We start from the raw sequence: 25,676 nt of genomic DNA on the forward strand, positions 1-25,676 counted from the left end.
GGGTTCAGCGGCGGCCCGGCGATGGGCTCCGGGATGGGCTCCGGGATGGGCTCCGGCTTCGGCGGCGGTGGCGGCGCACCGCTGGGAACGTCGGGCTGGTCCGGGTCGGGCGGCGCGGCGGATATGGCTGGGTTCACCCGTGCGGATTTCGCGGAGACTACGGACGCGGCGGCGTTCGGCGAGGGGGTGGCGGTGCGGCTGCCTGACGGAACCGTGGTGATGGCACCGAACGCGGTTGCCGCCGCCGCGGTCCGACATGCGCTGACCCAGCTCGGAGTGCCCTACCAGTGGGGCGGCACCACTCCGGGTGTCGGGCTCGACTGCAGTGGCCTGACCCAGTGGGCGTACCGCGAAGCGGGGTTGAACCTTCCGCGGCTCGCCCAGGAGCAGGACATCGGTGCGACGGTCGACGCCGGCTCGTTGCGTCCCGGCGATCTGGCGGTCTGGGACGGTCACGTCGCGATGATCGTCGGCAACGGCATGATGGTCGAGGCCGGTGACCCGGTGCAGCTGTCGCCGATCAGAACCGCCAACGCCGGACAGGGTTTTCAGGGGTTCTGGCGGCCGACGGGGTGACAGTCGGGTCGCACGGCAGCGAAACTGCGAGGGCGGGCCTGCTGAACCGCCATTTCGGCGTCACTGGTTAGGCTGTGCCGCATGGCTGCTGACATCGTGCCGATCCGGCTCAGGCTGACCAAGGGCGACGTGTACACGTTGTGGGCGCCGCGGTGGCGCGCAGACGGTGACGATTGGGAAGCCTTTCTCGGCAAGGACGAGGACCTGTACGTCTTCGACACGGTCGCCGACCTGGTGGCCTTCGTGCGCACCAACACCGACAACGACATCGTCGATCACCCGGCCTGGCAGAAGCTGACCGAGGCCAACGCCCACAAGCTGGACCCGACCGAGAGCCACACGCACGACCTCGCCGGCCTCGAGGAACTGCTCGCCGACAAGCCGACGGACGACAACGTCGCCGAAGTGCACCAGGCGCTGGCCGTGGTGTCGTCCATCGGGACGGTCTGCGAGTTGCCGTCGGTCACCAAGTTCTTCAACGGCAACCCGGTGCTCGGGACCGTCGGCGGCGGGTCGGAGGCGTTCGCCGGGCGGGCCGGACGCAAGCGTTGGGCCGAGATCGCGAAGATCATCGCGCGCGGCTGGGACAAGGTGGTCGACGCGATCGACGAGATCATCACCACCCCCGAGGTCGACAAGGCAGCCGCGGAGAAGGCCCAGGCCGAGCTCGACGAGCCGGCGCCCGAACCCGACGAAGACGACATCGTCATCGACGACGTCGTCGACACCGAGGAGGAGTCCGACGAGCTGACCGCCGCGGCCGAAACCAAGGTTCTCGGCGGTGACGAGGACTTCTGGCAGCGCGTCGGCATCGACCCGGTGCGGATCATGACCCGCAGCGGCACGTCGTTCACGTTGCGCTGCTACCTCGACGACCAGCCGATCTTCCTGGGTCGCAACGGGCGCATCAGCGTGTTCGGATCCGAGCGGGCGCTGGCGCGCTACCTGGCCGACGAACACGACCACGACCTGTCCGATCTGGCCACCTACGACGACATCCGCACGGCGGCCACCGACGGCTCGCTGAGCGTCGAGGTCACCGACGACAACGTCTACGTGCTGACCGACATCGTCGAGGAGCTGGCCGAGGGCCCCGACAGCCTGGACCGCGACCAGCTGGCGCTGGCGGTGGAACTGCTGCGCGACATCGGTGACTACGCCGAGGACACCGGCGTCGACGCCAAGCTCGCGCCCGACGCGCCGCTGGGTCAGGTGATCGCCTACGCGCTGGATCCCCAGTCGGTCGCCCGGCCGAGCCCGCCGTACGCCGACGCGGTCGCGCAGTGGGAGTCGCTGGAGACGTTCGTCGAGTCCCGGCTGCGGGAGGAGTAGCGCGCTCGCGGAACGGGGAGACCCGTCAGCCGATCAGGACCGCGTAGCGCGGCTTGATCACCTCGTCGATGATCGCCAGCCGCTCGTCGAACGCGATGAACGCCGACTTCATCGCGTTGATCGTGAACCGCTCCAGGTCGCTCCACCCGTAGCCGAACGCCTCCACCAGGCGCAGCATCTCCAGGCTCATCGAGGTGTCGCTCATCAACCGGTTGTCGGTGTTGACGGTGACCCGGAAACGCAGCCGGGCCAGCAGGTCGAACGGGTGCTCGGCGATGCTGTCCACCGCACCGGTCTGCACGTTGGAACTCGGACACATCTCGAACGGGACCCGTTTGTCCCGCAGCAGCGACGCCAGCCGGCCCAGCCGCGCCGAACCGTCGGCGCCCAGCTCGATGTCGTCGACGATGCGCACCCCGTGGCCGAGCCGGTCGGCCCCGCAGAACGCGATGGCCTCGTGGATGGAGGGCAGGCCGAACGCCTCGCCGGCATGGATGGTGAAGCGGGCGTTGTTGCCGCGCATGTACTCGAAGGCATCCAGGTGCCGGGTCGGCGGGTAGCCCGCCTCGGCCCCGGCGATGTCGAAGCCGACGACGCCCTTGTCCCGGAACCGGACCGCCAGCTCGGCGATCTCACGCGACCGGGCGGCGTGCCGCATCGCGGTGACCAGGCAGCGCACCACGATCGGGTGACCGCCGGCGGCGGCGGCCTTCTCCCCGTCGGCGAAGCCGGCGAGCACCGCGTCGACGACGGCGTCCAGGGACAGTCCGCCGTCGATGTGCAGCTCCGGTGCGAACCGGATCTCGGCGTAGACGACGTTGTCGGCGACCAGGTCCTCGACACACTCGTAGGCGACCCGGTGCAGCGCGTCGGGCGTCTGCATGACGCCGACGGTGTGCGCGAACGGTTCCAGGTAGCGCACCAGCGATCCGCTGTGCGCGGCGGTGCGGAAGAACGTCGCCAGCGCGTCCGGGTCGGTGGCGGGCACCCCGTCGTACCCGTGCCCCTCGGCCAGTTCCAGCACGGTCGCCGGCCGCAGCCCGCCGTCGAGGTGGTCGTGCAACAGTGCCTTCGGTGCCTGCCGGATGGTGTCCAGCATCAACGGTGTCGTCATGAGCTGCTCCTCACGTGATGCGGTCGATGATCAGCGGCCGGGCGACCGGCGGTTCGTCGTCGACGCTCCATGCGCCGTCGAGTTCGGCCAGCACCGCCGGGAACCGCTCCGGGGTGTCGGTGTACAGGGTGAACAGCGGTTCACCCGCGGCGACGGGTTCCCCCGGCCTGCGGTGAACGCGCATCCCGGCGCCGAACTGCACCCGCGCTCCCGGCTCGGAGCGGCCCGCTCCGAGCCGCCACACCGCCAGCCCCACCGCCATCGCGTCGATATCACCCATCGTGCCACCCCGGGTCGCCGTCACGGTCTCGCTGTGCGCACCGATGGGTAACGCCTCGGCCGACAACATGCCGGCGTCACCGCCCTGGGCGGCGACCAGCGCCCGGAACCGGTCCATCGCGGACCCGTCCTGCAACGTCTGCGCCGGGTCGACCCCGTCGACCCCCGCGGCGTCGAGCATCTCGCGGGCCAGCGCGAGCGTCAGTTCGACGACGTCGTCGGGCCCGCCGCCGGAGAGCACCTCCAGCGATTCGACGACCTCGACGGCGTTGCCGACGGTTCGGCCCAGCGGGGTGTTCATGTCGGTGAGCAGCGCCCGGGTCAGCAGCCCGTGCTCGGTACCGAGATCGACCATCGTGCGGGCCAGCTCGCGCGACTCGGCCTCGGTGTCCAGGAACGCCCCCGAACCCACCTTGCAGTCGAGCACCAGCGCGCGGGTACCCTCGGCGATCTTCTTGCTCATCACCGAGCTGGCGATCAGCGGCAGCGACTCTGTGGTGCCGGTGACGTCCCGCAGCGCGTAGATCTTGCGGTCGGCGGGGGCCAGCTCGCCGGCGGCGAAGATCGCCGCACCCGGGTCGCAGAGTTGTTGGCGGATCTGGGCTTTGGTGATCTCGGCGGTGAAGCCGGGGATGGCCTCGAGCTTGTCCAGGGTGCCGCCGGTGTGGCCGAGTCCGCGCCCTGCCGCCTGCGGCACCACCCCGCCGCAGGCCATGATGACGGGCACCAACGGAATCGTGATCTTGTCGCCCACGCCCCCGGTGGAGTGTTTGTCCACCAATGCCAGCGGGCTGCCGCCGCGACGAAGATCCGAGAAGTCCAGCTTGTCCCCCGAAGCGACCATTGCGGCCGTCCACCGGGCGATCTCGGCGGTCGTCATACCTCGCAGGAAGATCGCCATCAACAGCGCCGACATCTGCGCGTCGGCGACCCTGTCGTGGGTGTAGGCGTCGATCACCCAGTCGATGGCGTCGTCGGACAGCACCCCGCCGTCTCGCTTGGTCCGGATGACGGTGGGCGCATCGAATGACGTCACCGCACCGCCCGGGCCAGATCGTCGGGGCCGAAGGCGTCGGGCAGCAGTTCGGACAGCTTTCGCGGCCCATGAGGATGGTCGATGAGCATGTCGGGTCCGCCGTGCTCGAGGAGCACCTGCCGGCATCGCCCGCAGGGCATCAACGTGTTGCCCGCACCGTCGACACACGACAGCGCGACCAGCCGGCCACCCCCGCTGGAATACAGGGCGCAGACCACAGAACACTCGGCACAGAGACCTAGGCCATATGAGACATTCTCCACATTGCAGCCGGTCACGATTCGGTCATCGTCCACCAGTGCGGCGGCCCCCACCGGGAAGCCCGAGTACGGCGCATAGGCCCCCGCGGACGCTGCGATAGCCTTGTTCCGCAACGTCTTCCAGTCAACAGTCACCGTCACCGCACTCTCCCTGAACATAATTCTGAATGCATTCCGAAACCTCGCCCGTCGACCGCGCTTTGTGGACAGGTACGCCTAACTTTGCCAATGAGCGCCCTGATCGGCTCCACGGTAGTTCGATTAGCAGTAGAACTGGGTTTAGAGTCGCCCCGAGGTTAGGGGCAGCGGTCCGGGCCACGCCTGTCGGAGCCAGTGGACCACCGCCCCGAGCGTCCACCGATGGCGTTGGAGGCCAGATGAGCACTCAGACACCGAGTCTGACACCCGGTAGCGAGGAAGTACCCGCTCCGCGTACCCAATCGCGGAGATGGACCCTCTACCGCGGCGATCCGGGTATGTGGTCATGGGTGCTCCACCGCATCACCGGCGCGACGATCTTCTTCTTCCTGTTCGTCCACGTGCTCGACACCGCGCTGGTGCGGGTCAGCCCGGAGGCCTACAACCAGATCATCGAGACCTACAAGACCCCTCTGATCGGCCTCATGGAGATCGGCCTGGTCGCCGCGGTCCTCTACCACGCGCTGAACGGGGTGCGCATCATCCTGGTCGACTTCTGGCAACACGGACCCAAGTACCAGCGGCAGATGCTGTGGGTGGTCGCAGGCGTCTGGATCGCCGTCTTCATCGCCTCACTCGGGGTCATCGGCATGCACATGGCGGAGCGGTTCCTGTGAGCACCACCGAGCATTCACGGGGCCGGGGCGAGAACCCGTATGACCACATCAGCGACCGCGGCGGCCCCGCGCCGGTGATGCAGCGCAGCTACGACCGGCCGCCCGGGCTGGACAATCCGCGGTCGGCGCGCCGCGGCAGCGGGATGCCCAACTTCGAGAAGTACACCTGGCTGTTCATGCGGTTCTCGGGCGTCGTGCTGGTCTTTCTGGCCCTCGGCCACCTGTTCATCATGCTGATGTGGGACGGCGGTGTGTACCGCATCGACTTCAACTACGTCGCGCAGCGGTGGTCCTCGCCGTTCTGGCAGACCTACGACCTGTTGCTGCTGTGGCTGGCACAACTGCACGGCGGCAACGGAATGCGCACCATCATCGCCGACTACAGCCGCAAGGACTCCACGAAGTTCTGGCTCAACGCCCTACTGGCGCTGTCGATGGTGTTCACGCTGGTGCTGGGCACCTATGTGCTGCTGACCTTCGACGCGACGATCGCCTGACCGGGAGCTGGACATGATTGTTGAACATCGCTACGACGTCGTCATCGTCGGCGCGGGCGGCGCCGGGATGCGTGCCGCCGTCGAGGCCGGTCCCCGGGTCCGCACCGCGGTGCTGACCAAGCTCTACCCGACCCGCAGCCACACCGGCGCGGCCCAGGGAGGCATGTGCGCGGCGCTGGCCAACGTCGAAGAAGACAACTGGGAATGGCACACCTTCGACACCGTCAAGGGGGGCGACTACCTGGCCGACCAGGACGCCGTGGAGATCATGGCCAAGGAGGCCATCGACGCGGTGCTCGACCTGGAGAAGATGGGGATGCCGTTCAACCGCACCCCCGAGGGCCGCATCGACCAGCGCCGGTTCGGTGGGCACACCCGCGACCACGGGAAGGCCCCGGTGCGTCGCGCTTGCTACGCCGCCGACCGCACCGGCCACATGATCCTGCAGACGCTGTACCAGAACTGCGTCAAGCACAACGTCGAGTTCTTCAACGAGTTCTACGCGCTCGACATCACGTTGACCGAGACGCAGTCCGGCCCGGTGGCCACCGGCGTCATCGCCTACGAACTGGCCACCGGTGACATCCACGTCTTCCGCGCGAAGTCGATCGTGTTCGCCACCGGCGGTTCCGGCCGGATGTACAAGACCACCTCCAACGCCCACACCCTCACCGGCGACGGTCTGGGCATCGTCTTCCGCAAGGGACTTCCGTTGGAGGACATGGAGTTCCACCAGTTCCACCCGACAGGTCTGGCCGGTCTGGGCATCCTGATCTCCGAGGCGGTGCGCGGCGAGGGCGGCCGGCTGCTCAACGGCGAGGGTGAGCGCTTCATGGAGCGCTACGCGCCGACGATCGTCGACCTGGCGCCCCGCGACATCGTGGCCCGCTCGATGGTGCTCGAGGTGCTCGAGGGCCGCGGCGCCGGCCCCAACAAGGACTACGTCTACATCGACGTGCGTCACCTCGGCGCCGACGTGCTCGAGGCGAAGCTGCCCGACATCACCGAGTTCGCCCGCACCTATCTGGGCGTGGATCCGGTCAAGGAACTCGTCCCGGTGTACCCGACCTGTCACTACGTGATGGGCGGCATCCCGACGACCGTCAACGGCCAGGTGCTGTCCGACAACACCACGGTGGTCCCCGGGCTGTACGCCGCCGGCGAGTGCGCGTGTGTGTCGGTGCACGGCGCAAACCGGTTGGGCACCAACTCGCTTCTCGACATCAACGTGTTCGGCCGGCGCGCGGGGATCGCCGCGGCCAACTACGCCCGCGGCCACGACTTCGTCGACCTGCCCGCCGAGCCCGCCTCGATGGTGACCGGCTGGGTCGGTGACATCCTCTCCGAACACGGCAACGAACGCGTCGCCGACATCCGCGGCGCGCTGCAGCAGTCGATGGACAACAACGCCGCGGTGTTCCGCACCGAAGAGACCCTCAAGCAGGCCATGACCGACATCCACGCCCTCAAGGAGCGGTACTCGCGAATCACCGTGCAGGACAAGGGCAAGCGCTACAACAGCGACCTGCTGGAGGCGATCGAACTGGGTTTCCTGCTCGAGCTGGCCGAGGTCACCGTGGCCGGGGCGCTGAACCGCAAGGAGTCCCGCGGCGGGCATGCCCGCGAGGACTACCCCAACCGCGACGACACCAACTACATGCGCCACACGATGGCCTACAAGGAGGGCAGCGACCTGGTCTCCGATGTGCGGCTGGACTACAAGCCGGTGGTCCAGACACGGTACGAGCCGATGGAACGGAAGTACTGAGATGAGTGCACCCACGATCGACAAGCAGGACACCCCGCCCGTTCCCGACGGCGCGGTGATGGTGACGCTGAAGATCGCGCGGTTCAATCCGGAGGACCCCGACGCCGCCGGCTGGCAGAGCTTCCGGGTGCCGTGCCTGCCGTCGGACCGGCTGCTCAACCTGCTGCACTACGTGAAGTGGTACCTCGACGGCACCCTGACGTTCCGGCGGTCCTGTGCGCACGGGGTGTGCGGATCGGATGCGATGCGCATCAACGGCGTCAACCGGCTGGCGTGCAAGGTGCTGATGCGCGACATGCTGCCCAAGAACAAGGCGGGCAAAGCGGAAAAGGCACTGACGATCACCATCGAGCCGATCCGCGGCCTGCCGGTGGAAAAGGATCTGGTCGTCGACATGGAGCCGTTCTTCGACGCCTTCCGCGCGATCAAGCCGTACCTGATCACCAGCGGCAACCAGCCGACGCGGGAGCGGATCCAGAGCCAGACCGACCGGGCCCGCTACGACGACACCACCAAGTGCATCCTGTGCGCGTGCTGCACCACCAGCTGCCCGGTCTACTGGACAGAGGGGTCGTACTTCGGGCCGGCGGCGATCGTCAACGCGCACCGCTTCATCTTCGATTCCCGCGACGAGGGCGCCGCCGAGCGGCTGGACATCCTCAACGACGTCGACGGCGTGTGGCGCTGCCGGACCACGTTCAACTGCACGGAGTCGTGCCCGCGTGGCATCCAGGTGACCAAGGCGATCCAGGAGGTCAAGCGCGCGCTGATGTTCGCACGCTAACTGCCCGCCCACTTCTCGCCGGAACGGTGTTCCAGCAGGGCGTCACTCGACTTCTTCCTGCTGGAATACCGTTCCGGCGGGGTCTGGGTCGGGGTCTGAGTCGGCGGGCTCTGGGTCGGCGGGCTCTGGGTCGGCGGAGTCGCTGGCCCGCAGGCTCACCTGCTCGTCGTAGTACCGCAACACCACCGCCAACCCAGCCGCCACCGGTACGGCCAGGAACGCGCCGATGACCCCGAACACCGTGGCGCCCAGGGTCACTGCCAGCAGGACGACCACCGCGTGCAGCTTCATCGACTTCGACTGCAACCACGGCTGCAGGACGTTGCCCTCGAACTGCTGCACCGCCAGGATGATCCCCAGCACGATGAGCGCGTTCACCGGACCGTTGGCGACCAGCGCGACGAGCACCGCCAGACCACCGGCGACGAATGCGCCGACGATCGGCACGAAGCCGCCGATGAACGTGATGATCGCGAGCGCGTAGGCCAACGGCACCCCGAGGATCACCAGGCCGATCCCGATCAGGACCGCGTCGACCAGGCTCACCAGCGCCTGGGTCCGGATGAAGCCGCCGAGAGTCGACCACACGCGCTCGAGTAGCTCCGCCACATGCGTCGCCGCAGGCCTGCCGACAACGCGACGCAACCATGGGACGAACCGCGGACCGTCCTTGAGCAGGAAAAAAGTCACGACGATCATCGTGAACAAGGTGACCAGGGCCGAGGTCGCAGCCCCGACCCCGGTGAACAGACCCGACGCGATCTGGGCGCTGCTCGAGTTCAGGGTGTCGTTGATCGCCTCTACCGCCGAGTTCAGTTGCGCTTCACTGATGTTCAGCGGTGGGCCGCCCAGCCAGTCCCGCACCTCGACGATGCCCGCCGTCGCCTGCTCGGCCAGCTCGCCGGACTGGTTGACGATCGTCGGCGCCAGGGCGGACACCACGCCGGCGATCACGCCCGCGGCCAGCACGAGAACGGCCATCACTGCCGCCGCCGGGGGCAGGCCCCTGCTCCGCAACCACCGCACCGGCGGCCAGAGCACCGTGCACACGATCACCGCCAGCACCACCGGCAGCACGATCACCCATGTCTTGCCGACCACCCACGCCAGCACCCACAGCGCCGCCGCCACCGCGACGAACTGCACCGCCACCGTCGCGCTCCGTTGGAGATGGGCACTGTAGACCGGCCCGCGGGCAGGAAGTTCCGATGTCTGATCGTCCACGCGTCACTTCTACCCGCCGCGCACCCGATTACCCGCGAGTTCGGCGTGTTCGTCGTCGCCGAGCGATGATCTTCACGCCGAAATCACAGCCGCCGGCTCAGAAAATCGCGGATCAGCGCGGCCACTTCGGTGCCCGCACTCTCCAGCAGGAAGTGGCCACCGTCGAGCAGGTGGATCTCCGGGTCGACGGCGTCCTCGGCGAACGCGCGGGCACCGTCAGGCCCGAAGATCTGGTCGTTCTCGCCCCAGACCGCCAACACCGGGACACCGCTGCCCACCGCGCGCGGATCCCCAAGCGATTCGCCAACGTGCACCCGCGCTACATGACCCCGGCGTTCGGCACCATCGTGATGGGCGTCTCGGCGCTGTCGTTCTACCTGCTGCTGACGGCTCTGTCGGAGAACGCACTCGCCGACTCGGTGGCCTCGCTCGGCCTGGCCGTTGCGTTCTACTACGGCGACACCGCCTACGCCTGCGTGTGGTACTTCCGCAGAACCCTGTTCGCCTCGGCGCGAAACCTGATGTTCCGCGGCATCTTCCCGCTGATCGGCGCTCTGGCCATGACGTGGGCGTTCTTCCAGAGCGCCAAGGACATGATCCAGCCCGACTACGGCTACACCGCCTTCGGGCCGGTGGGTGGGGTGTTCGTGCTCGGGCTCGGGATGCTGGTGCTGGGCATTCCGTTGATGCTTGCGTGCTTCGCATTCGGCACCAAGAGGTTCTTCCGCGGTGAGACGCTGAACGCACAGACTGAAGTCAAGGTCCCGGACGTCTACTAGAGAGCAGGACCCGCCATGCACTTGACCGTCGGTTATCTAGCCACCCCTACCGGTGACGATGGGGTCGCACTGGCCAGCGCGCTGGCCAAGACGTTCGGCGCCCGCGTCGACGTCGTGCTCGTCGTCCGCGAGGAGCTGCCCGACGGCCACCCCGGACGTGCGGAATACCAGCGGATGCTCGTCGAGCGCGGCGAGCAGTGGGTCGCCAGGGCGATCTCACTGCTCGCCGACGACGGGGTGGCGGCAAAGTCGACGGTGACCGTCGGCGAGTCATTCGCCCAGTCGCTGATCGACTTCGCGGTGGAGAAGTCGTCGGACCTGATCGTGGTCGGCGGTGCGCGCGACGGGTTCTTCGGCCGGCACACCATCGGGCCGGTCACCGGCGCGCTGCTGCACTCCTCGCCGATTCCGGTGGCGCTGGCGCCGCGCGGCTATGCCGAGGATCCCGACGAGGTGATCGAGGCCGTGACCGCCGCGGTGCCGACGCGGCCGGGTGACGACAACCCGCTGCCGTTCGCGATCACGCTGGCCAGCGCGGCCGGGTTGCCGATCCGGATGCTGTCGCTGGTGTCGGCGGAGAATCTCGCCGAGGCCGGCAGCGCGCGCGAGGTGCGGCAGATTCAGGTGGCGGCGGCCGAGGAGAACCTGGTGCTCGCGGCCCGCGCGCTCCCGGATTCCCCCGAGATCGCGTCGCTGGTGGCCGACGGCATGACGCTGGAATCGGCGCTGAAGAAGCTGCGGTGGGACGACGGCGATCTTCTTGTCGTGGGCTCGAGTCGGTTCGCCGCGCCTCGGCGCATCTTCTTGGGGTCGACGGCGGCGCGCATCCTGGCCGGGGTCGACGTGCCGGTGATCGTCGTCCCGCGCGAAGCGTAGACCCGCGGAAGCGCATTCCGGGCTGCGATCGAGGGCCCGATCACGACCCGGAACGCTATTCCGCGGCGGGCGGCTAGCGCTGGGTGAATACCGTTCGGTGCCAAGCCTTGTCGACGGTGCCGGTGATATCGCTCATCACATGCTTGATCGACAGGTACTCCTCGAGCGAGTACTGGCTCATGTCCTTGCCGAAGCCCGACGCGCCGAAGCCGCCGTGTGGCATCTCGGAGATGATCGGGATGTGGTCGTTGATCCACACGCAGCCCGCGTGGATCTCCCGCGACGCCCGCTGCGCCCGGTACACATCACGCGTCCAGGCCGAGGCCGCCAGCCCGTAGACAGTGTCGTTGGCCTGCCGGAGAGCGTCGTCGTCGTCGGTGAACGCGCGCGCGACCAGGACCGGGCCGAAGATCTCCTCGCGCCACACCTCCGACGACTCCGACACATCCGCGATCAGCGTCGGCCGGTAGAACGATCCGGGCCCTTCGGGCGCCACGCCACCGGTGACCACGCGCCCGCCCTCCCCCGGCGCCCGCGACACCATGTCGGCCACCTTGTTCCGATGCGCCGAGGTGATCAGCGGGCCGAGGTCGGTGTCGGGATCGTGCGGATCGTCGACCACGATCTTGCCCATCAGCTCGGCCACCCCGGCGACGAAGTCGTCGTACAGATCCTGCGCGACGATCGCCCGCGTCGCCGCGGTGCAGTCCTGGCCGGTGTTGATCAGCGAGCCCGCCACCGCGCCCTGGATCGCCGCGTCGAGATCGGCGTCGTCGAAAACCACGAACGGCGCCTTGCCGCCGAGCTCCAGTTGCGTGCGATGACCGTGCACCGCGGCCGCAGCCATGACGCGACGTCCCACCGGCGTCGACCCGGTGAACGTCACCATGTCGACGTCCGCGTGACCGGCCAGGGCGGTGCCGACGTCCCCGCCGGCGCCGGTGAGCACGTTGAACACCCCGTCGGGCAGTCCGGCCTCGGTGGCCAGCCGCGCCAAGGTCAGCGTCGTCAGCGGGGTGATCTCGGCGGGCTTGATCACGACGCTGCAACCGGCGGCAAGCGCCGGGATCACCTTCCACACCGCCATCTGCAGCGGGTAGTTCCACGGCGTGATCGTGGCGACCACACCGACGGCCTCGCGGCGGATCGAGGACGTGTGATCGCCGGAATACTCCGCGGACGCCTTGCCCTCGAGGTGGCGCGCGGCCCCGGCGAAGAAGTCGATGTTGTCGACGCTGCCCGGGATGTCGAACTCGCGGGCCAACCGCACCGGCTTGCCGCACTGCGCGACCTCCTCGGCGATGAACAGATCGGTGGCCTCGTCGGCCAACTTCGCGAGCTTGGCCAACACCGCCGACCGCTCAGCGGGGGTGGCGCCGGACCAGTCCCGCAGAGCGGCGCGCGCCGAGGCGACGGCGGCGTCGACGTCGGCGGGCTGGGCCAACGCCATGTCGGCGACGGTTTCACCTGTCGCGGGGTTGATCACCGTGTGCACGGCGCCCCCGGTCAGCACCGGCGCACCATCGATCCAGCTGCTTGCCACAGTCATGGCACAACGCTATCGCGACCCCGCGGCCGAGTGCTACGTATTACGGCAGTGCCAGCCACCCGAGACAAGTGATTTCATGGTCATGGTTGCTTGGCACGACGGATTCCGTGCACAATCACTGCATGGCCAATCCGGGGGTTCCGCACGCCGTCGGGCCCGTCTCGTTCCGCGTCAACCAATCGCGCCCCGGTGCCGCATTCCAGCTCGACGACCTGTCCAAAGCGATCATCGAGAAGCTGCAACAGGACGGCCGCCGCTCCTATGCGGGCATCGGCAAGGCGGTCGGCCTGTCCGAGGCCGCCGTCCGGCAACGGGTGCAGCGCATGGTCGACGCCGGGGTGATGCAGATCGTCGCGGTCACCGATCCGATGCAGCTGGGCTTCGCCCGCCAGGCGATGATCGGCATCAAATGCACCGGTGACACCACAATGATCGCCGAGAAGCTCGCCGCGATGGAGTCGGTCGACTATGTGGTGCTCACCGCGGGATCGTTCGACGCGATCATCGAAGTGGTCTGCGAGGACGATGACAGCCTGCTCGAACTTCTGAACACCAAAATCCGCGCGTTGCCGGGAGTGATATCCACCGAGACCCTTGTCTATCTGAAACTTGTTAAACAGCAATATAATTGGGGTACACGATGACGATCATTTCCGAAACCGAGCAGAGCGCCACCTCCGATCTCGCCGCCAAGGCCAACCGCCACCTGTGGGGCCACTTCGCCCGGCACGGCGCCGGCATCAACCCGCCGATCATCACCCGCGGCGAAGGCGTGCACATCTTCGACGACAAGGGCAAAAGCTACATCGACGGGCTCTCAGGCCTGTTCGTGGTCCAGGTCGGCCACGGCCGCAAGGAACTCGCCGAGGCCGCCGCCAAGCAGGCCGAGACGCTGGCGTTCTTCCCGCTGTGGTCCTACGCCACACCCACCGCGATCGAGTTGTCCGAACGGCTCGCGGGCTACGCGCCCGGCGATCTGAACCGGGTGTTCTTCACCACCGGCGGCGGCGAGGCCGTGGAGAGCGCCTGGAAGCTGGCCAAGCAGTACTTCAAGCTCACCGGCAAGCCCGGCAAGCACAAGGTGGTCTCGCGGTCGATCGCCTACCACGGCACCCCGCAGGGTGCGCTGTCGATCACCGGCATCCCGGCGTTCAAGGTTCCGTTCGAGCCGCTCGTCCCCGGGGGCTTCCGGGTGCCGAACACCAACTTCTACCGTGCTCCGGCGCCGTACGACACCGACATCAAGGCGTTCGGCCGCTACTGCGCCGACCGTATCGCCGAGGCCATCGAGTTCGAGGGTCCCGACAGCGTCGCCGCGGTGTTCCTGGAGCCGGTGCAGAACGCCGGCGGCTGCTTCCCGCCGCCGCCCGGGTACTTCGAGCGGGTCCGCGAGATCTGCGACGAGTACGACGTGCTGCTGGTCTCCGACGAGGTCATCTGCGCGTACGGCCGTATCGGATCGATGTTCGCGTGCAACGACTTCGACTACGTCCCGGACATCATCACCTGCGCGAAGGGACTGACGTCGGGGTACTCGCCGATCGGCGCGATGATCGCCAGCGACCGGCTGTTCGAGCCGTTCAACGACGGGCACACCGTCTTCGGGCACGGCTACACGTTCGGTGGGCATCCGGTGTCCTCGGCGGTGGCGCTGGCCAACCTCGACATCTTCGAACGCGAGGGCATCAACGAGCACGTCAAGCAGATGGCGCCGGCGTTCCGCTCCACGCTCGAGCAGCTCTCGGATCTGCCGATCGTCGGCGACGTGCGCGGTGAAGGGTTCTTCTACGGCATCGAGTTGGTCAAGGACAAGGCCACCAAGGAGACGTTCGACGACGACGAGAGCGAACGGCTGCTGCGCGGCTACCTGACGCCGGCGCTGTGGGAGGCCGGGCTGTACTGCCGCGCCGACGACCGCGGCGATCCAGTGGTGCAGTTGGCTCCCCCGTTGATCAGCGGGCAGAAGGAGTTCGACGCCATCTACGACATCCTGCGCAGCGTGCTCACCGAGGCCAGCCGAAGAATGTAAACCTTCCGCCGGAACGGTATTCCAGCAGCAGAATCGCGAGAATCGGCCTGCTGGAATACCGTTCCGGCGACAATCGGTGGCGTGGTGTCGACGAGCAAGAGACCTCCCGTCCATCCGGTCCGCTGGCAGGCGCCGCCCGTCGATCCGCTTCCGGCGGTCCCTTCTGCCCAGCTCGCACTGATCCGGGTGCCCGGCGGCGAACCCGAAGACGTGGTGGTCGACGCCGAGGGATGCCTGTGGATGGGCGCGCTCGACGGAAGCATCGTCCGGCTGCCTCCCGGCGGCGGCCCGGAGGTCGTCGCCAACACCGGCGGACGACCGTTGGGATTGGCGGTGGCACGCAACGGCCGGCTGCTGATCTGCGACAGCCCGAAGGGGCTGCTGGCGCTGGACACCACGACGGGCCAGATCGACACCCTGGTCGACAGCGTGGGTGGCCGCAGACTGCAGTTCTGCTCCAATGTCACCGAAACCGCAGACGGCACCGTCTATTTCACGGAATCGACCAGCGGGTTCACGGTGGCCGACTACGTGGGCGCGATCCTGGAGGCGCGCGGTGACGGTCGGCTGAACCGGCTCGACCCCGACGGCACCGTCACGTGCGTCGTCGACGGCCTGTACTTCGCCAACGGGGTGACACCCACCGCGGACGGTTCGGCCCTGGTACTGGCCGAGACGCAGGGGCGCCGGCTGTCGAAGTACTGGCTGACCGGTCCGGACAGAGGTTCGGTGACTCCGCTGGCGGTGAATCTGCCTGCAATGCCCGACAATCTGTCCACCGGCTCCGACGGGCGGATCTGGTGTGCGATGGTCACCCCCGCCAACCCGCTCGCCGACCGGCTGGCTGCCGGACCCCCGGTGGTGCGGAAGGTGATCTGGCGGCTGCCCAAGCCGCTGCAGCCCAAGCCGGCGCCGGTGGTGTGGGTGGTGGCCTTCGATCCGGACACCGGGGACGCCGTCGCGGGCCTACGCACCACCCACCCGTCGTTCAGCATGGTGACCTGCGCGGTGGAAGCGCACGATCGGCTGTGGATGGGCAGCATCGCCGCTCCATATCTCGGTTACGTCGAGTTGGCAGCGACGGCCCTCTGAGCCGGCGACCCGGCGGGTTCCTGCCACCGGTCGATCAATTCCTGCCAGCGGAATTAATCCCCTGACCAGCCCGTTCAAGCCCATGTACGACCACGAACCACCGAGAACGTCGAAACCGCGTGACCCGCTCCACGGCTCCGACCCGACACCAGGGAAGAGCAACACCATGAAGAAGTTCACCCTCGCCACCTCCGACGTCCGCTGACACCTGAGCCAGAAAGGGGCACCCTCCCTATGGGGTGCCCCTTTCGTGCGCCCGGTCCTGCGATCCGCGAGTACCCAGTTGTGCAGAAAGGGGCGCCCCCACCACCAGGGGCGCCCCTTTCTCATGCAGATGGTTCAGCGGGCAACGGGTTCATTGCGGGATTGGAAAGATGGGTGCCGGCGCATCGCTTCGGCGAGCTCCCGTTCGCGACGTTGGGCCCGGAGCCAGGCAGGGTGCGACTTGAGATGTACCACGGTCGCGCCAGCGGTCGTGGTCGTCATATCAGCGCCTTCCGCTGAGAACTTCAGGGTCGCTCCCAGCCTTCGCCTTCAGCTTGCTCGGTTGACCTGAGCATCACCCTCAGATTTAGCCGTGAGCTTGATAAGAGATTCCCGCGGTCACGGTTTTATAAACCGCTCTGCAGCGACAGCACGCTGATGTCGGGAGGCGCGCCGATCCGGACCGGCGGGCCCCAGAACCCCGCACCCCGGGTGACGTAGAGCTGGGTGTCCTGCACCGTCGACAAACCGGCGAGCGCCGGCTGAACCTGCGACACGATGTAGTGGAAAGGCCACATCTGGCCGCCATGGGTGTGTCCCGACAGCTGCAGGTCCACCCCGCGCTCAGCGGCCTGCTCCACCTGCACCGGTTGATGGGCCAGCAGGATCGTCGGCCCCGACGGGTTCACCCCTGCCAGTGCCCGGTCGAGATCCGGTGGATCGGAACGGGACTCGCCGGCGGGATCATTGATACCGGCGAGGTCGAACGCGGCCGACCCACGGCTGATCCGGGTGTTCTCATTCGTCAACACCTGGAGTCCGAGGCGCTCCAACTCGGCCAGCCAGGGGACGGTGTCGTCGACGAAGTACTCGTGGTTGCCGGTGACGAAGAACGAACCCTCCCGCGACACCAGGTCGCGCAACGGTGCCGCCGCGGAACCCAGCTCCTCAACCGTCCCATCCACCAGATCGCCCACCACTGCCACCAGGTCAGGCTCGGTCTCGTTGATCATCCGGACGATCCGCTCGGTGTGGGCACGGCCCAGCAGTGGGCCGAGGTGGATGTCGGACACCACCGCGATACGGAACCCATCGAAGGCCGGGTCGAGCCGGCTCAGGCGCACGGGGACACGCAGCACCTTGGGAGGTCCCAGCGCGGTCGCCGCTCCGGTACCGACCAGACCGACGGCGGTGGCTCCGGCGGCCACGGCTCCGGCCCGGGCGAGGAACACCCGCCGCTGCACCGACGGCGCCTGTTCCGGCGCGGACGGTGCGCGCTTGACCCAGCCGCGAAGCGCCAGCCGAATCGGTTCCAGCACCAGAAGCGCCAGGAACAGGTACACGATCAGGCCGAACCAGAAGTACCCCGGCCATGCGTACCAGCCGGCCTCGGGGATACCGAAGATCCGCGGACCGACCAGGGTGAGGAGCAACAGGGCAAGGGCTGCGAGCAGGACGATCGACAACAGCCGGCGGGTGCGGCCCGGCCCGGTGGTGTCCTTCACCATCCGCTTCCAGACGTAGAGGTGCATCAGCCCGAGAATCGAGCCGAGAACAACTATGAACATGTACGTCCTTTGTGCGGGCCAGGGTTTCCGCCAGCCTAGTTACTGCGCCGTCGGGAGCCCGTCTCGTCACTACCTGATGAGTCACATTTGAAACTCTGACCACACCAGTCACCGCGTGGCTCCCGGATCGACGGGGTCGGATCGCCTAATCTGCGCAGACGATGGCGACCTTCAGAACGAGCTCCGCGCGGGTGTCTGCGCTGGTCATCGCGGCACTGCTGATCGGCGCGCCGGTCGCTGCCGCGGAGCCGGACGCGGCGATGGATGCCAACACCTGCCCCTACCGGGTGGCGACGCCGCCCGCGGTCGACGCGTCGGAGATCCCGAAGGTCGGCCCCCCACCGGAACCCTTGCCGGTACCGGCCACGCCACTGGGCGGCGAAGCGCTGGCCGGGTGCGGCGTCATCACCGCCCCCGGTACCCCGCCGGTGCCCACCGACATCTCCGCGGAGGCCTGGCTGGTCGCCGACCTCGACACCGGCGACGTCATCGCCGCCCGGGACCCCCACGGCAGGCACCGCCCCGCGAGCATCATCAAGGCACTGACCGCGATGCAGGCGATCCGCGACCTGCCCCTGCACAAGGTGGTTCCGGGAACCGCCGAGGATGCGGCCGTCGAAGGGACGAACGTCGGCGTCGGCGAAGGCGGCCTCTACTCCGTCAACGACCTGCTGCACGGTCTGCTGATGTACTCGGGCAACGACGCCGCCCACGCGCTGGCCATGCAGCTGGGCGGCATGGAAAGCGCTCTCAACAAGATGAATGTCCTGGCGGGCAAGCTGGGGGCACGTGACACCCGGGCGGCCACCCCGTCCGGACTCGACGGCCCCGGCATGAGCACCTCGGCCTACGACATCGGACTGATCTACCGGTACGCGTGGCAGAACCCCGTCTTCGCCGACATCGTCGCCACCCGCTCGACGACGTTCCCCGGGCGCGACGGCACCGGCTATCCGATCGAGAACGACAACAGGCTGCTCGAGCACTACCCGGGGGCACTCGGCGGCAAGACCGGTTTCACCGACGACGCCCAGCAGACCTTCGTCGGCGCAGCCGAGCGTGACGGCCGCCGCCTGGTCGCCGTGCTGCTGCGCGGCGCCCGGCAACCGATTGCCCCGTGGGAGCAGGCCGCCCGACTGCTCGACTACGGATTCGCGACCGCCCCCGGGACCAAGGTGGGCACCCTGATCGAGCCGGACCCGTCCCTGGGCGCCACCGACGCCGATCCAGCCGCCGCGGCCGCCGCGACGACCACGACCAATGCCAACGCCACGTTGCCCGACGTCAACGCGCTACCGGTGCGGGTCGGGGTGGCCGTGATCGGGTCGGTCATCGTGTTCAGCCTGATCATGTGCGCCCGATCGCTCAACCGTCGCCCGGTGCGCTGAGCCTCCGGCGGAGCGTCAGCGCCTGCGCCACCGCGTGAGGCTCAGCGCGCCGAGCGCTCCCGCAGCGACTGCCGCGGTCGCCTGTAACGGCCCCAGCCCCGGCCGGGTGATGATCCGGTTCTTGATCACGGCGGGCCCGGGAGCGGGCAGCTCGTCCTCGCCCATGTTCTCCGGCGTCGTCGCCGCCCATGCGGTGGCGAACAGGATCAGCCGGGCGGTGATGTAGGCGAACACCATCAGCCCGAGCACCGGACCGAACGTCGCACCCGCCGGACCGGTGACCACCGAGCGCAGGTAGATGGCGGCGACGAGCTTGAAGATCTCGAACGCCACGGCGGCGATCAACCCGGCCCGCACACTGCTGCGGAAGCTGACCGACTCCCGCGGCAACCGCGCGATCACCAGGGTGAATAGCAGCCAGGACACCAGCACCGACACCAGGATCGAGGCGCCGCGCAACACCAGGTTCAGCCCGGTGGTGTCGACGAAGCCGAACCAACCCAACACGTCCTCCATCACCGAGGTGCTGCCCAGCGCCGTCAGCGCGACGGTGGCGACGATCGCGACAAACGCCGAGAGCAGCGTCACCAGATCCGACAGCTTGGTCCGGACGAAACCTGGGCGTTCCCCTCGGAAGCCGCCCCACATCTGGCTGAGCGCCTCGCGCAGGTTCGCCATCCAACCCAGACCTGCCCATGCGGCCACCGCCAGACCGATGACGCCCACCGACGCCCGCGACTCGATCGCCGACTCCATCAGCTCGATGAGCTGCTGACCGAGTTGGCCGCTGACAGCGCCCCTGATCTGGTTCTCGACCTCGGCGAGCAGCTCGGGCCAGCTGGCCAACACGAAGCCGCCGACGGCGAAGCCGACCATCAGCAGCGGGAACAACGCGAAGATCGTGAAGTAGGTGATGCCGGCGGCGTAGAAGTCACCCTTGCAGTCCTTGTACCGCTCCTGGGCGCGCATCACGTGGTCGAACCACGGCATTCGCGCGCGCAACCGGTCAAGGAATCCGGGCTTTTCTTCGGGGTCGGTCGAGTCCGTCGAGTCGCCGGTAGCTACCGGCGTGGGCGGCGCGGTCATCCGATCCCCTATTTCGTCGGTGCTAGGAACCCTATCCGGTCGTATACCCGTCGCAACGTTTCCCCAGACACCTCCCGGGCCCGAGCGGCACCCCCGGCCAGCACGCTCTCCAGTTGAGCCGGGTCGGCGAGCAACTCGTCGACCCGCGCCTTGATCGGCGTCACGAACTCCACCACCGCTTCGGCGGTCTCCTTCTTCAGATCCCCGTAGCCGCGCCCGGCGTAGCTCTCGACGAGCTTGTCGATGTCGGTTCCCGTCACCGCCGACTGGATCGTCAGCAGGTTGGACACCCCCGGTTTGGCCTCGCGGTCGAACCGGATCTCGCGGTCGCTGTCGGTGACCGCGGAGCGAATCTTCTTGGCCGTCTTGCCCGGATCGTCGAGAAGGCTGATCAAGCCGGCCTCGGTGGCCGCCGACTTGCTCATCTTGGCCGTCGGTTCGGCGAGGTCGTAGATCTTGGCGGTGGCCTTCGGGATCATCGCCTCGGGGACGACGAACGTGTCGGGAAAGCGGGCGTTGACCCGCTGGGCGACATCGCGTGCCAGCTCGAGGTGCTGGCGCTGATCCTCACCGACCGGCACCAGTTCGGTGTCGTAGAGCAACACATCGGCGGCCATCAGCACCGGGTAGGTGAACAAGCCGACCGTGGTGGCTTCGGCGCCCTGCTTCTGGGATTTGTCCTTGAACTGAGTCATCCGCGAGGCCAGCCCGAAACCGGTGAAACAGCCCAGCACCCATGCCAATTCGGCGTGGGCGGGCACATGGCTCTGCACGAACACCGTCGCCCGGGCCGGGTCGACTCCGAGCGCGAGGTACTGCGCGGCCGTGACCAGGGTGCGCCTGCGCAGCGTCTCGGGATCCTGCGGGACGGTGATGGCGTGCAGGTCCACGACGCAGAAGTACGCGTCGTGGCCGTCTTGCAGGCCGACCCACTGGCTCACCGCTCCCAGGGCGTTGCCCAGGTGCAGGGAATCCGAGGTGGGCTGCGCGCCGGAGAAGACGACCGGCCTGGTGTTTGGGCTCATGATGCCCTCCAGTTTTTCATGCGCGCCGCCGGGCTCAGTCGGGGGCCATCCGACGCAGCGCACGTAGGAACACCCGCCGTTCCTCGGCAGACAGCTCTGCCAACCACCGTTCTTCGCCGCGCTGTATCTCGGCCTGTGCCGCGTCCTTGACCGCGCGGCCGTTTTCAGTGATCGCCAGCAGCCGCACCCGACGATCGTCGGGGTCGGGGAATCGTTCGATGTAGCCGCGCTGCTGCAGTTCGTCGAGCGTCGGGATGATGCGGGTCTTGTCGGCGTTGATCGCTTCGGCGAGCGCTGCCTGGGTGCGCATCGCACCTCGGTCCAGCGCCGACAGCACCGCATAGCCCCACATCGTCAGGCCGTGCGCAGCGAGGACCGGCCGCTCGGCGGCGATCAACTCCCGTGCGGCGTTCCGGGTGCTGCAGGGCCTGGGCTCGCCGGTGCGGATCCGGTCACTGACCACCCTGGGCACGCCCTGGCAGGGCAGCTACAGTATCTGTCCGACTACGCCAACGGGTCCGACCGTTGTCGGACTGCGCGGGTGATGCGTTCTGCGAGCAGGCCGCCACCGCGTTCCAGGCCGAGATGTTGCGGCTGCAGACCGGTTCGGCACGCGAGGTCAACCAGGGTTACCTGATGGGGCCGCTGGGCTGGAACGAATACCAGGCCGGGGTGCTCGACCAGATCCCCGTCGTCCTGATCGGCGGGGCCCGCTTCACCCGGCCCGAACCGGTGAACCCGATGACGTGGCCCCGAACGACGGCCTGGTGTCGCGGCACAGCGCGCTGGCCACCGATGTCAGCGACCGGGTGCTGCCGCACCGCCGGTGCGCAGCGTTCGACGACACCCACAGCATCTTCATCTCCGATGCGACGGGGCTGCCGTGGGAGACCGCGATGACCTGGGATCCGCGGGTACTCGAGACGGTACGGGGCGCGACAGCCGGCGCCGACGGAGCCCTCCAGACGCCCAATCGGCAAGGCTGCTAAGTGATCTCGGTGTAGTCGACGGTGACCGGGCAGTGGTCGGACCAGCGCAGCGCGTAGGCCGCCGGCCGTTCGGTGTACGTGGACGCCACCCGTGCCGCCAACCCGGGCGTGGCCAGCTGGTAGTCGATCCGCCATCCGGCGTCGTTGTCGAACGCCTTGCCCCGCCACGACCACCACGCGTACGGGCCCGCGACCCCGGGGTGCGCCCAGCGCACCACGTCGACCCAGCCGGTGTCCAGCAGATCGGAGAGCCACTGCCGCTCCTGTGGCAGGAACCCCGACTTCTTGAGATTGCCCCGCCAGTTCTTGATGTCGTTCTCGGTGTGGGCGATGTTCCAGTCGCCGCACAACACCGCCTCGCCGCCGCGGGCCAGCAGCACCGCCATCCGCGCGGCGACTGCCGCCATGAACCGTTCCTTCTCCAGCTGCCGGTCGGTGTCGGCCTCACCGGTCGGGAAGTACACGCTCGACACCGTCAGCCCGCCGGTGTCCACCTCGATGTAGCGGCCGTGCTCGGCGAACTCGTCGGCGCCGCAACCGATCCTGATGTCACCGAACGGCGTGCGCGACAACACCGCGACCCCGTTGCGTCCCTTGACGTGCGGCGCCGCCGACGCCAGATGCCACCCGTCGGCCAGCACCGGGGCCAACGCGTCGGCCAGTTGCTCGTCGTCGGCGCGCGTCTCCTGCAGGCACACCACATCGGCGCGGGTCTCCTTGAACCACGGCAGCAGCCCGAGGTTGTCGACCGACCGCTGCTTGACGGCCGCGCGGATGCCGTTGACATTGATGGTGCTCACCGTGATGGGTCGCGTCACGACCGCCGACCCTAACGGAACCGGTCACACGCTTCTTGCGGTACCGGCGGTATCACCTTAATGTCGGGCTCAGGCACCCCGAGAGCCGATCCATGCCGGATCGGGCGAACCGATCCTGATGCTGCACCCGTTCCTGTGCTCCCAGAACGTCTGGCGCACCGTCGCCGACGACCTTGCGGGCACCGGCCGGTTCGAGGTGTACGCGCCGACGATGGTCGGCCACCACGGGGGCCGTAAGTCGCCGACGTGGCTGCTGCACACCGAGCTGCTCGTCGACGACATCGAAGAGCGGATGGACCGGCTGGGCTGGCAGACCGCCCACATCGTCGGCAACTCGCTGGGCGGCTGGGTGGGCTTCGAGCTGGAACGTCGCGGCCGGGCCAAGACCCTGACCGCGATCGCCCCTGCCGGGGGCTGGTCGCAGCACTCCCTGACGAAGTACGAGACCGTGCTGAAGTTCATCGCGGGCGGCCCGGCGCTGATCGCCGCGCGCCTGTTGGGCCCGCGCATCCTCAAGCTGCCGTTCGCGCGTCGGATCGCCACCCTGCCGGTCAGCGGCCCGGCCGACGGGCCGCCCGACGCCGAGCTGCACGACCTGATCGAGGACGCCACCCACTGCCACGCCTACCTGCAGCTGCTGGTCAAGACGCTGCGCATGCCCGGCCTTCTCGAGCTCGCCAACCTCGGCGCACCCACCCAGCTGGTCATCTGCGAGAACGACCGGGTGTTCCCCGCGCCGCGCGGCCATCTCTACTTCCTCAAGCACATGCCCGACACCGCGGAGGTGATCGAGCTCGACGGCGTCGGCCACATCCCGATGCTGGAGGCACCGGAGCGCGTCACCGCGGTGATCGCCGACTTCGTCGACCGGCACAGCCAACCACAGCAGGCCATCGGCTGAGACCCCGCAACCCGCGTGGTCCTCGCAGGTGGAGCCGCATTCGGCAGAACCCACTGGCACCCCTGTAGCAACGTGCGATAGTGTTCGTTTCGGTCATGAGCGCCAGCGTCAAGCCCCGGCTCGCTGGCCGGCAACCCTCCAACCGCGGTGGGGTGCCCCGGGTGATGACCAGGTTGAGCAGCCACCGGCTGTAAGGCAAGCGCGGGTCCGCCGTGAACGGGCCCCCTGAGTAGACGGGGAAACCTGATGGCGAGGTCCACGCCGCGCAGTTGTCGCTGACCGACACTGCACTTCGTCGACCCACCCCCAGGCGCCCCTCACGACTGGAGAACATGATGACCGACACCACCGATCCCACCGCCAACTGGGCATTCGAGACCAAGCAGGTCCACGCCGGGCAGACCCCGGACAGCGCCACCAACGCGCGGGCCCTGCCGATCTACCAGACCACCAGCTACACGTTCAACAGCACCGACCATGCGGCGGCGCTGTTCGGCCTTGCCGAACCCGGCAACATCTACACCCGCATCATGAACCCGACACACGACGCCGTCGAGCAACGCATCGCGGCGCTCGAAGGCGGTGTCGCAGCACTGTTCCTGGCCTCCGGGCAGGCCGCCGAGACGTTCGCGATCCTGAACCTGGCCAACGCCGGCGATCACATCGTGTCGAGTCCGCGGCTCTACGGCGGCACCTACAACCTGTTCCATTATTCGCTGCCCAAGCTCGGCATCGAGGTCAGCTTCGTCGACAACCCCGACGACCCCGAGTCCTGGCGGGCCGCAGTGCAGCCCAACACCAAGGCGTTCTTCGGCGAGACCATCTCCAACCCGCAGATCGACGTGCTCGACATCCCGTCGGTCGCCGCGGTCGCGCACGACGCCGGTGTCCCGCTGATCGTCGACAACACCATCGCCACGCCGTACCTGATCCAGCCGCTCGCCCACGGCGCCGACATCGTCGTGCACTCGGCCACCAAGTACCTCGGTGGTCACGGGACGACGATCGCCGGTGTCCTCGTCGACGGCGGCACGTTCGACTGGACGAACGGCAAGTTCCCCGGCTTCACCACCCCAGACCCGAGCTACCACGGCGTGGTCTACGCCGAACTCGGCGCGCCGGCCTTCGCGCTCAAGGCCCGGGTGCAGTTGCTGCGTGATCTGGGGTCGGCGGCTTCGCCGTTCAACGCGTTCCTGGTGGCGCAGGGACTCGAGACGCTGAGCCTACGGGTCGAACGGCACGTCGAGAACGCGCTGAAGGTCGCCGAATACCTCGCCGGGCACGACGACGTCCTGTCGGTCAACTACGCGGGACTTCCCACCTCGCCGTGGTATGAGCTGGGAAAGAAGTTGGCGCCCAGGGGAACCGGTGCGGTGCTGGCATTCGAGCTGGCCGGCGGCGTCGACGCGGGCAAGGCTTTTGTCGACGCCCTGACCTTGCACAGCCACGTCGCCAACATCGGCGACGTGCGTTCGCTGGTGATCCATCCGGCCTCGACGACACACGCCCAACTGTCCCCTGAGGAGCAGCTTTCCACCGGCGTGACACCCGGCCTGGTTCGGCTCGCCGTCGGCATCGAGGGTTTCGCCGACATCATCGCCGACCTGGAGCAAGGCTTCGCCGCGGCCAAGCGGTGCAGCGCCACCCACACCGATCCGCACGCCGTTGCGTCGTTCTGAGGGTCGTG

24 protein-coding genes, 2 pseudogenes and 1 riboswitch are annotated in these 25,676 nt (G+C 68.1%); of the genes and pseudogenes, 15 read left to right on the forward strand and 11 right to left on the reverse strand.

Annotation, left to right across the window (positions count from 1 at the left end; all coding sequences use genetic code 11):
- On the forward strand, positions 1 to 576 hold a 576-nt coding region (locus WA944_RS13060), incomplete at its 5' end, for a C40 family peptidase (protein WP_526647012.1).
- 81 nt (positions 577 to 657) lie between these two features.
- The gene (gene satS / locus WA944_RS13065) at positions 658 to 1,908 is read left to right on the forward strand and encodes a protein export chaperone SatS (protein WP_526647013.1); all 1,251 of its coding nucleotides are present in this window, start codon (positions 658 to 660) and stop codon (positions 1,906 to 1,908) included.
- A 25-nt stretch (positions 1,909 to 1,933) separates the two neighbouring features.
- Here the strand turns inward: satS and WA944_RS13070 are convergent, their stop codons facing one another.
- The 3 genes from WA944_RS13070 to WA944_RS13080 are packed head-to-tail and all read right to left on the reverse strand — an operon-like array spanning position 1,934 to position 4,738.
- Positions 1,934 to 3,022, reverse strand: a complete 1,089-nt coding sequence (locus WA944_RS13070) for an adenosine deaminase (protein WP_526370781.1) — start codon at positions 3,020 to 3,022, stop codon at positions 1,934 to 1,936.
- Positions 3,023 to 3,032: 10 nt separating this feature from the next.
- Complete coding sequence (locus WA944_RS13075; RefSeq protein WP_526370779.1) at positions 3,033 to 4,337, reverse strand: thymidine phosphorylase; 1,305 nt, start codon at positions 4,335 to 4,337, stop codon at positions 3,033 to 3,035.
- Positions 4,334 to 4,738, reverse strand: a complete 405-nt coding sequence (locus WA944_RS13080) for a cytidine deaminase (RefSeq protein WP_526370777.1) — start codon at positions 4,736 to 4,738, stop codon at positions 4,334 to 4,336. The genes WA944_RS13075 and WA944_RS13080 overlap by 4 nt, the downstream gene beginning before the upstream one ends.
- 236 nt (positions 4,739 to 4,974) lie before the next feature.
- On the opposite strand from WA944_RS13080, the gene sdhC reads away from it, so the two are divergent.
- From sdhC to WA944_RS13100, 4 genes are all read left to right on the forward strand, one after another.
- A complete protein-coding gene (gene sdhC, locus WA944_RS13085; RefSeq protein ID WP_370330550.1) occupies positions 4,975 to 5,412 on the forward strand; it encodes a succinate dehydrogenase, cytochrome b556 subunit in 438 nt (145 codons plus the stop codon).
- A 77-nt stretch (positions 5,413 to 5,489) separates the two neighbouring features.
- The gene (locus WA944_RS13090; protein WP_163895766.1) at positions 5,490 to 5,909 is read left to right on the forward strand and encodes a succinate dehydrogenase hydrophobic membrane anchor subunit; all 420 of its coding nucleotides are present in this window, start codon (positions 5,490 to 5,492) and stop codon (positions 5,907 to 5,909) included.
- A 13-nt stretch (positions 5,910 to 5,922) separates the two neighbouring features.
- Positions 5,923 to 7,677, forward strand: coding sequence for a succinate dehydrogenase flavoprotein subunit (gene sdhA / locus WA944_RS13095; protein WP_526647014.1), 1,755 nt, complete (start codon positions 5,923 to 5,925; stop codon positions 7,675 to 7,677).
- A 1-nt stretch (position 7,678) separates the two neighbouring features.
- Positions 7,679 to 8,461: a succinate dehydrogenase/fumarate reductase iron-sulfur subunit gene (locus tag WA944_RS13100; protein WP_526370773.1), complete on the forward strand. Its 783-nt coding sequence runs from the start codon at positions 7,679 to 7,681 to the stop codon at positions 8,459 to 8,461.
- Positions 8,462 to 8,503: 42 nt separating this feature from the next.
- Here the strand turns inward: WA944_RS13100 and WA944_RS13105 are convergent, their stop codons facing one another.
- Positions 8,504 to 9,685: an AI-2E family transporter gene (locus tag WA944_RS13105; protein ID WP_526370771.1), complete on the reverse strand. Its 1,182-nt coding sequence runs from the start codon at positions 9,683 to 9,685 to the stop codon at positions 8,504 to 8,506.
- A gap of 83 nt (positions 9,686 to 9,768) precedes the next feature.
- Positions 9,769 to 9,957: pseudogene (locus tag WA944_RS13110) on the reverse strand (alpha/beta fold hydrolase); the annotation flags it as partial.
- 15 nt (positions 9,958 to 9,972) lie between these two features.
- On the opposite strand from WA944_RS13110, the pseudogene WA944_RS13115 reads away from it, so the two are divergent.
- Positions 9,973 to 10,464 (forward strand): annotated as a pseudogene (locus WA944_RS13115) (amino acid transporter); the annotation flags it as partial.
- Positions 10,465 to 10,479: 15 nt separating this feature from the next.
- Positions 10,480 to 11,340: a universal stress protein gene (locus WA944_RS13120; RefSeq protein ID WP_526370769.1), complete on the forward strand. Its 861-nt coding sequence runs from the start codon at positions 10,480 to 10,482 to the stop codon at positions 11,338 to 11,340.
- A gap of 73 nt (positions 11,341 to 11,413) precedes the next feature.
- Here WA944_RS13120 and WA944_RS13125 read toward each other — a convergent pair whose 3' ends face one another.
- Positions 11,414 to 12,889 (reverse strand): aminobutyraldehyde dehydrogenase, encoded by a 1,476-nt coding sequence (locus tag WA944_RS13125; protein WP_526370768.1) that lies wholly within the window; start codon positions 12,887 to 12,889, stop codon positions 11,414 to 11,416.
- A 122-nt stretch (positions 12,890 to 13,011) separates the two neighbouring features.
- Between WA944_RS13125 and WA944_RS13130 the strand changes: the two genes are divergently transcribed.
- The 3 genes from WA944_RS13130 (at position 13,012) to WA944_RS13140 (ending at position 16,010) form a co-directional block, all read left to right on the forward strand.
- Positions 13,012 to 13,533 carry an Lrp/AsnC family transcriptional regulator gene (locus WA944_RS13130; RefSeq protein WP_526370766.1) on the forward strand — a complete coding sequence of 174 codons (522 nt, stop codon included), beginning with the start codon at positions 13,012 to 13,014 and terminating at the stop codon, positions 13,531 to 13,533.
- A complete protein-coding gene (locus WA944_RS13135) occupies positions 13,530 to 14,918 on the forward strand; it encodes an aspartate aminotransferase family protein (RefSeq protein ID WP_526370764.1) in 1,389 nt (462 codons plus the stop codon). Before WA944_RS13130 ends, WA944_RS13135 begins: the two co-directional genes overlap by 4 nt.
- Before the next feature lie 84 nt (positions 14,919 to 15,002).
- A complete protein-coding gene (locus WA944_RS13140; protein WP_526611701.1) occupies positions 15,003 to 16,010 on the forward strand; it encodes an SMP-30/gluconolactonase/LRE family protein in 1,008 nt (335 codons plus the stop codon).
- 611 nt (positions 16,011 to 16,621) lie between these two features.
- Here WA944_RS13140 and WA944_RS13145 read toward each other — a convergent pair.
- Positions 16,622 to 17,782: a metallophosphoesterase gene (locus tag WA944_RS13145; RefSeq protein WP_526370762.1), complete on the reverse strand. Its 1,161-nt coding sequence runs from the start codon at positions 17,780 to 17,782 to the stop codon at positions 16,622 to 16,624.
- Between the two features lie 161 nt (positions 17,783 to 17,943).
- Here WA944_RS13145 and WA944_RS13150 point away from each other — a divergent pair, with 161 nt between their 5' ends.
- Positions 17,944 to 19,170, forward strand: a complete 1,227-nt coding sequence (locus WA944_RS13150; protein ID WP_526370760.1) for a D-alanyl-D-alanine carboxypeptidase family protein — start codon at positions 17,944 to 17,946, stop codon at positions 19,168 to 19,170.
- 15 nt (positions 19,171 to 19,185) lie between these two features.
- Here the strand turns inward: WA944_RS13150 and yhjD are convergent, their stop codons facing one another.
- Genes yhjD through WA944_RS13165 form a run of 3 tightly spaced genes read right to left on the reverse strand, consistent with a single transcriptional unit; the run spans position 19,186 to position 21,744 of the window.
- Positions 19,186 to 20,256 carry an inner membrane protein YhjD gene (yhjD, locus tag WA944_RS13155; RefSeq protein ID WP_526370758.1) on the reverse strand — a complete coding sequence of 357 codons (1,071 nt, stop codon included), beginning with the start codon at positions 20,254 to 20,256 and terminating at the stop codon, positions 19,186 to 19,188.
- Positions 20,257 to 20,264: 8 nt separating this feature from the next.
- Positions 20,265 to 21,281, reverse strand: a complete 1,017-nt coding sequence (trpS, locus tag WA944_RS13160; RefSeq protein WP_526647015.1) for a tryptophan--tRNA ligase — start codon at positions 21,279 to 21,281, stop codon at positions 20,265 to 20,267.
- Positions 21,282 to 21,315: 34 nt separating this feature from the next.
- Entirely contained in the window at positions 21,316 to 21,744 is a 429-nt protein-coding gene (locus WA944_RS13165; protein ID WP_526371177.1) for a MarR family winged helix-turn-helix transcriptional regulator, read from the reverse strand.
- Between the two features lie 283 nt (positions 21,745 to 22,027).
- On the opposite strand from WA944_RS13165, the gene WA944_RS13170 reads away from it, so the two are divergent.
- The gene (locus WA944_RS13170) at positions 22,028 to 22,270 is read left to right on the forward strand and encodes a hypothetical protein (protein ID WP_526371172.1); all 243 of its coding nucleotides are present in this window, start codon (positions 22,028 to 22,030) and stop codon (positions 22,268 to 22,270) included.
- Here WA944_RS13170 and WA944_RS13175 read toward each other — a convergent pair.
- Positions 22,267 to 23,076 (reverse strand): exodeoxyribonuclease III, encoded by an 810-nt coding sequence (locus WA944_RS13175; protein ID WP_526371179.1) that lies wholly within the window; start codon positions 23,074 to 23,076, stop codon positions 22,267 to 22,269. The genes WA944_RS13170 and WA944_RS13175 overlap by 4 nt on opposite strands.
- Before the next feature lie 130 nt (positions 23,077 to 23,206).
- Here WA944_RS13175 and ephH point away from each other — a divergent pair, with 130 nt between their 5' ends.
- Together ephH and WA944_RS13185 are read left to right on the forward strand one after the other, a co-directional pair.
- Entirely contained in the window at positions 23,207 to 23,989 is a 783-nt protein-coding gene (ephH, locus tag WA944_RS13180) for an epoxide hydrolase EphH (protein WP_526371173.1), read from the forward strand.
- Positions 23,990 to 24,080: 91 nt separating this feature from the next.
- Positions 24,081 to 24,197: riboswitch (SAM riboswitch) on the forward strand.
- Positions 24,198 to 24,324: 127 nt separating this feature from the next.
- Positions 24,325 to 25,668 (forward strand): bifunctional o-acetylhomoserine/o-acetylserine sulfhydrylase, encoded by a 1,344-nt coding sequence (locus WA944_RS13185; protein ID WP_526611656.1) that lies wholly within the window; start codon positions 24,325 to 24,327, stop codon positions 25,666 to 25,668.
- The last annotated feature ends 8 nt before the right edge of the window (positions 25,669 to 25,676 follow it).

Source organism: Mycobacterium sp., assembly GCF_049683355.1.
GTDB lineage: Bacteria > Actinomycetota > Actinomycetes > Mycobacteriales > Mycobacteriaceae > Mycobacterium.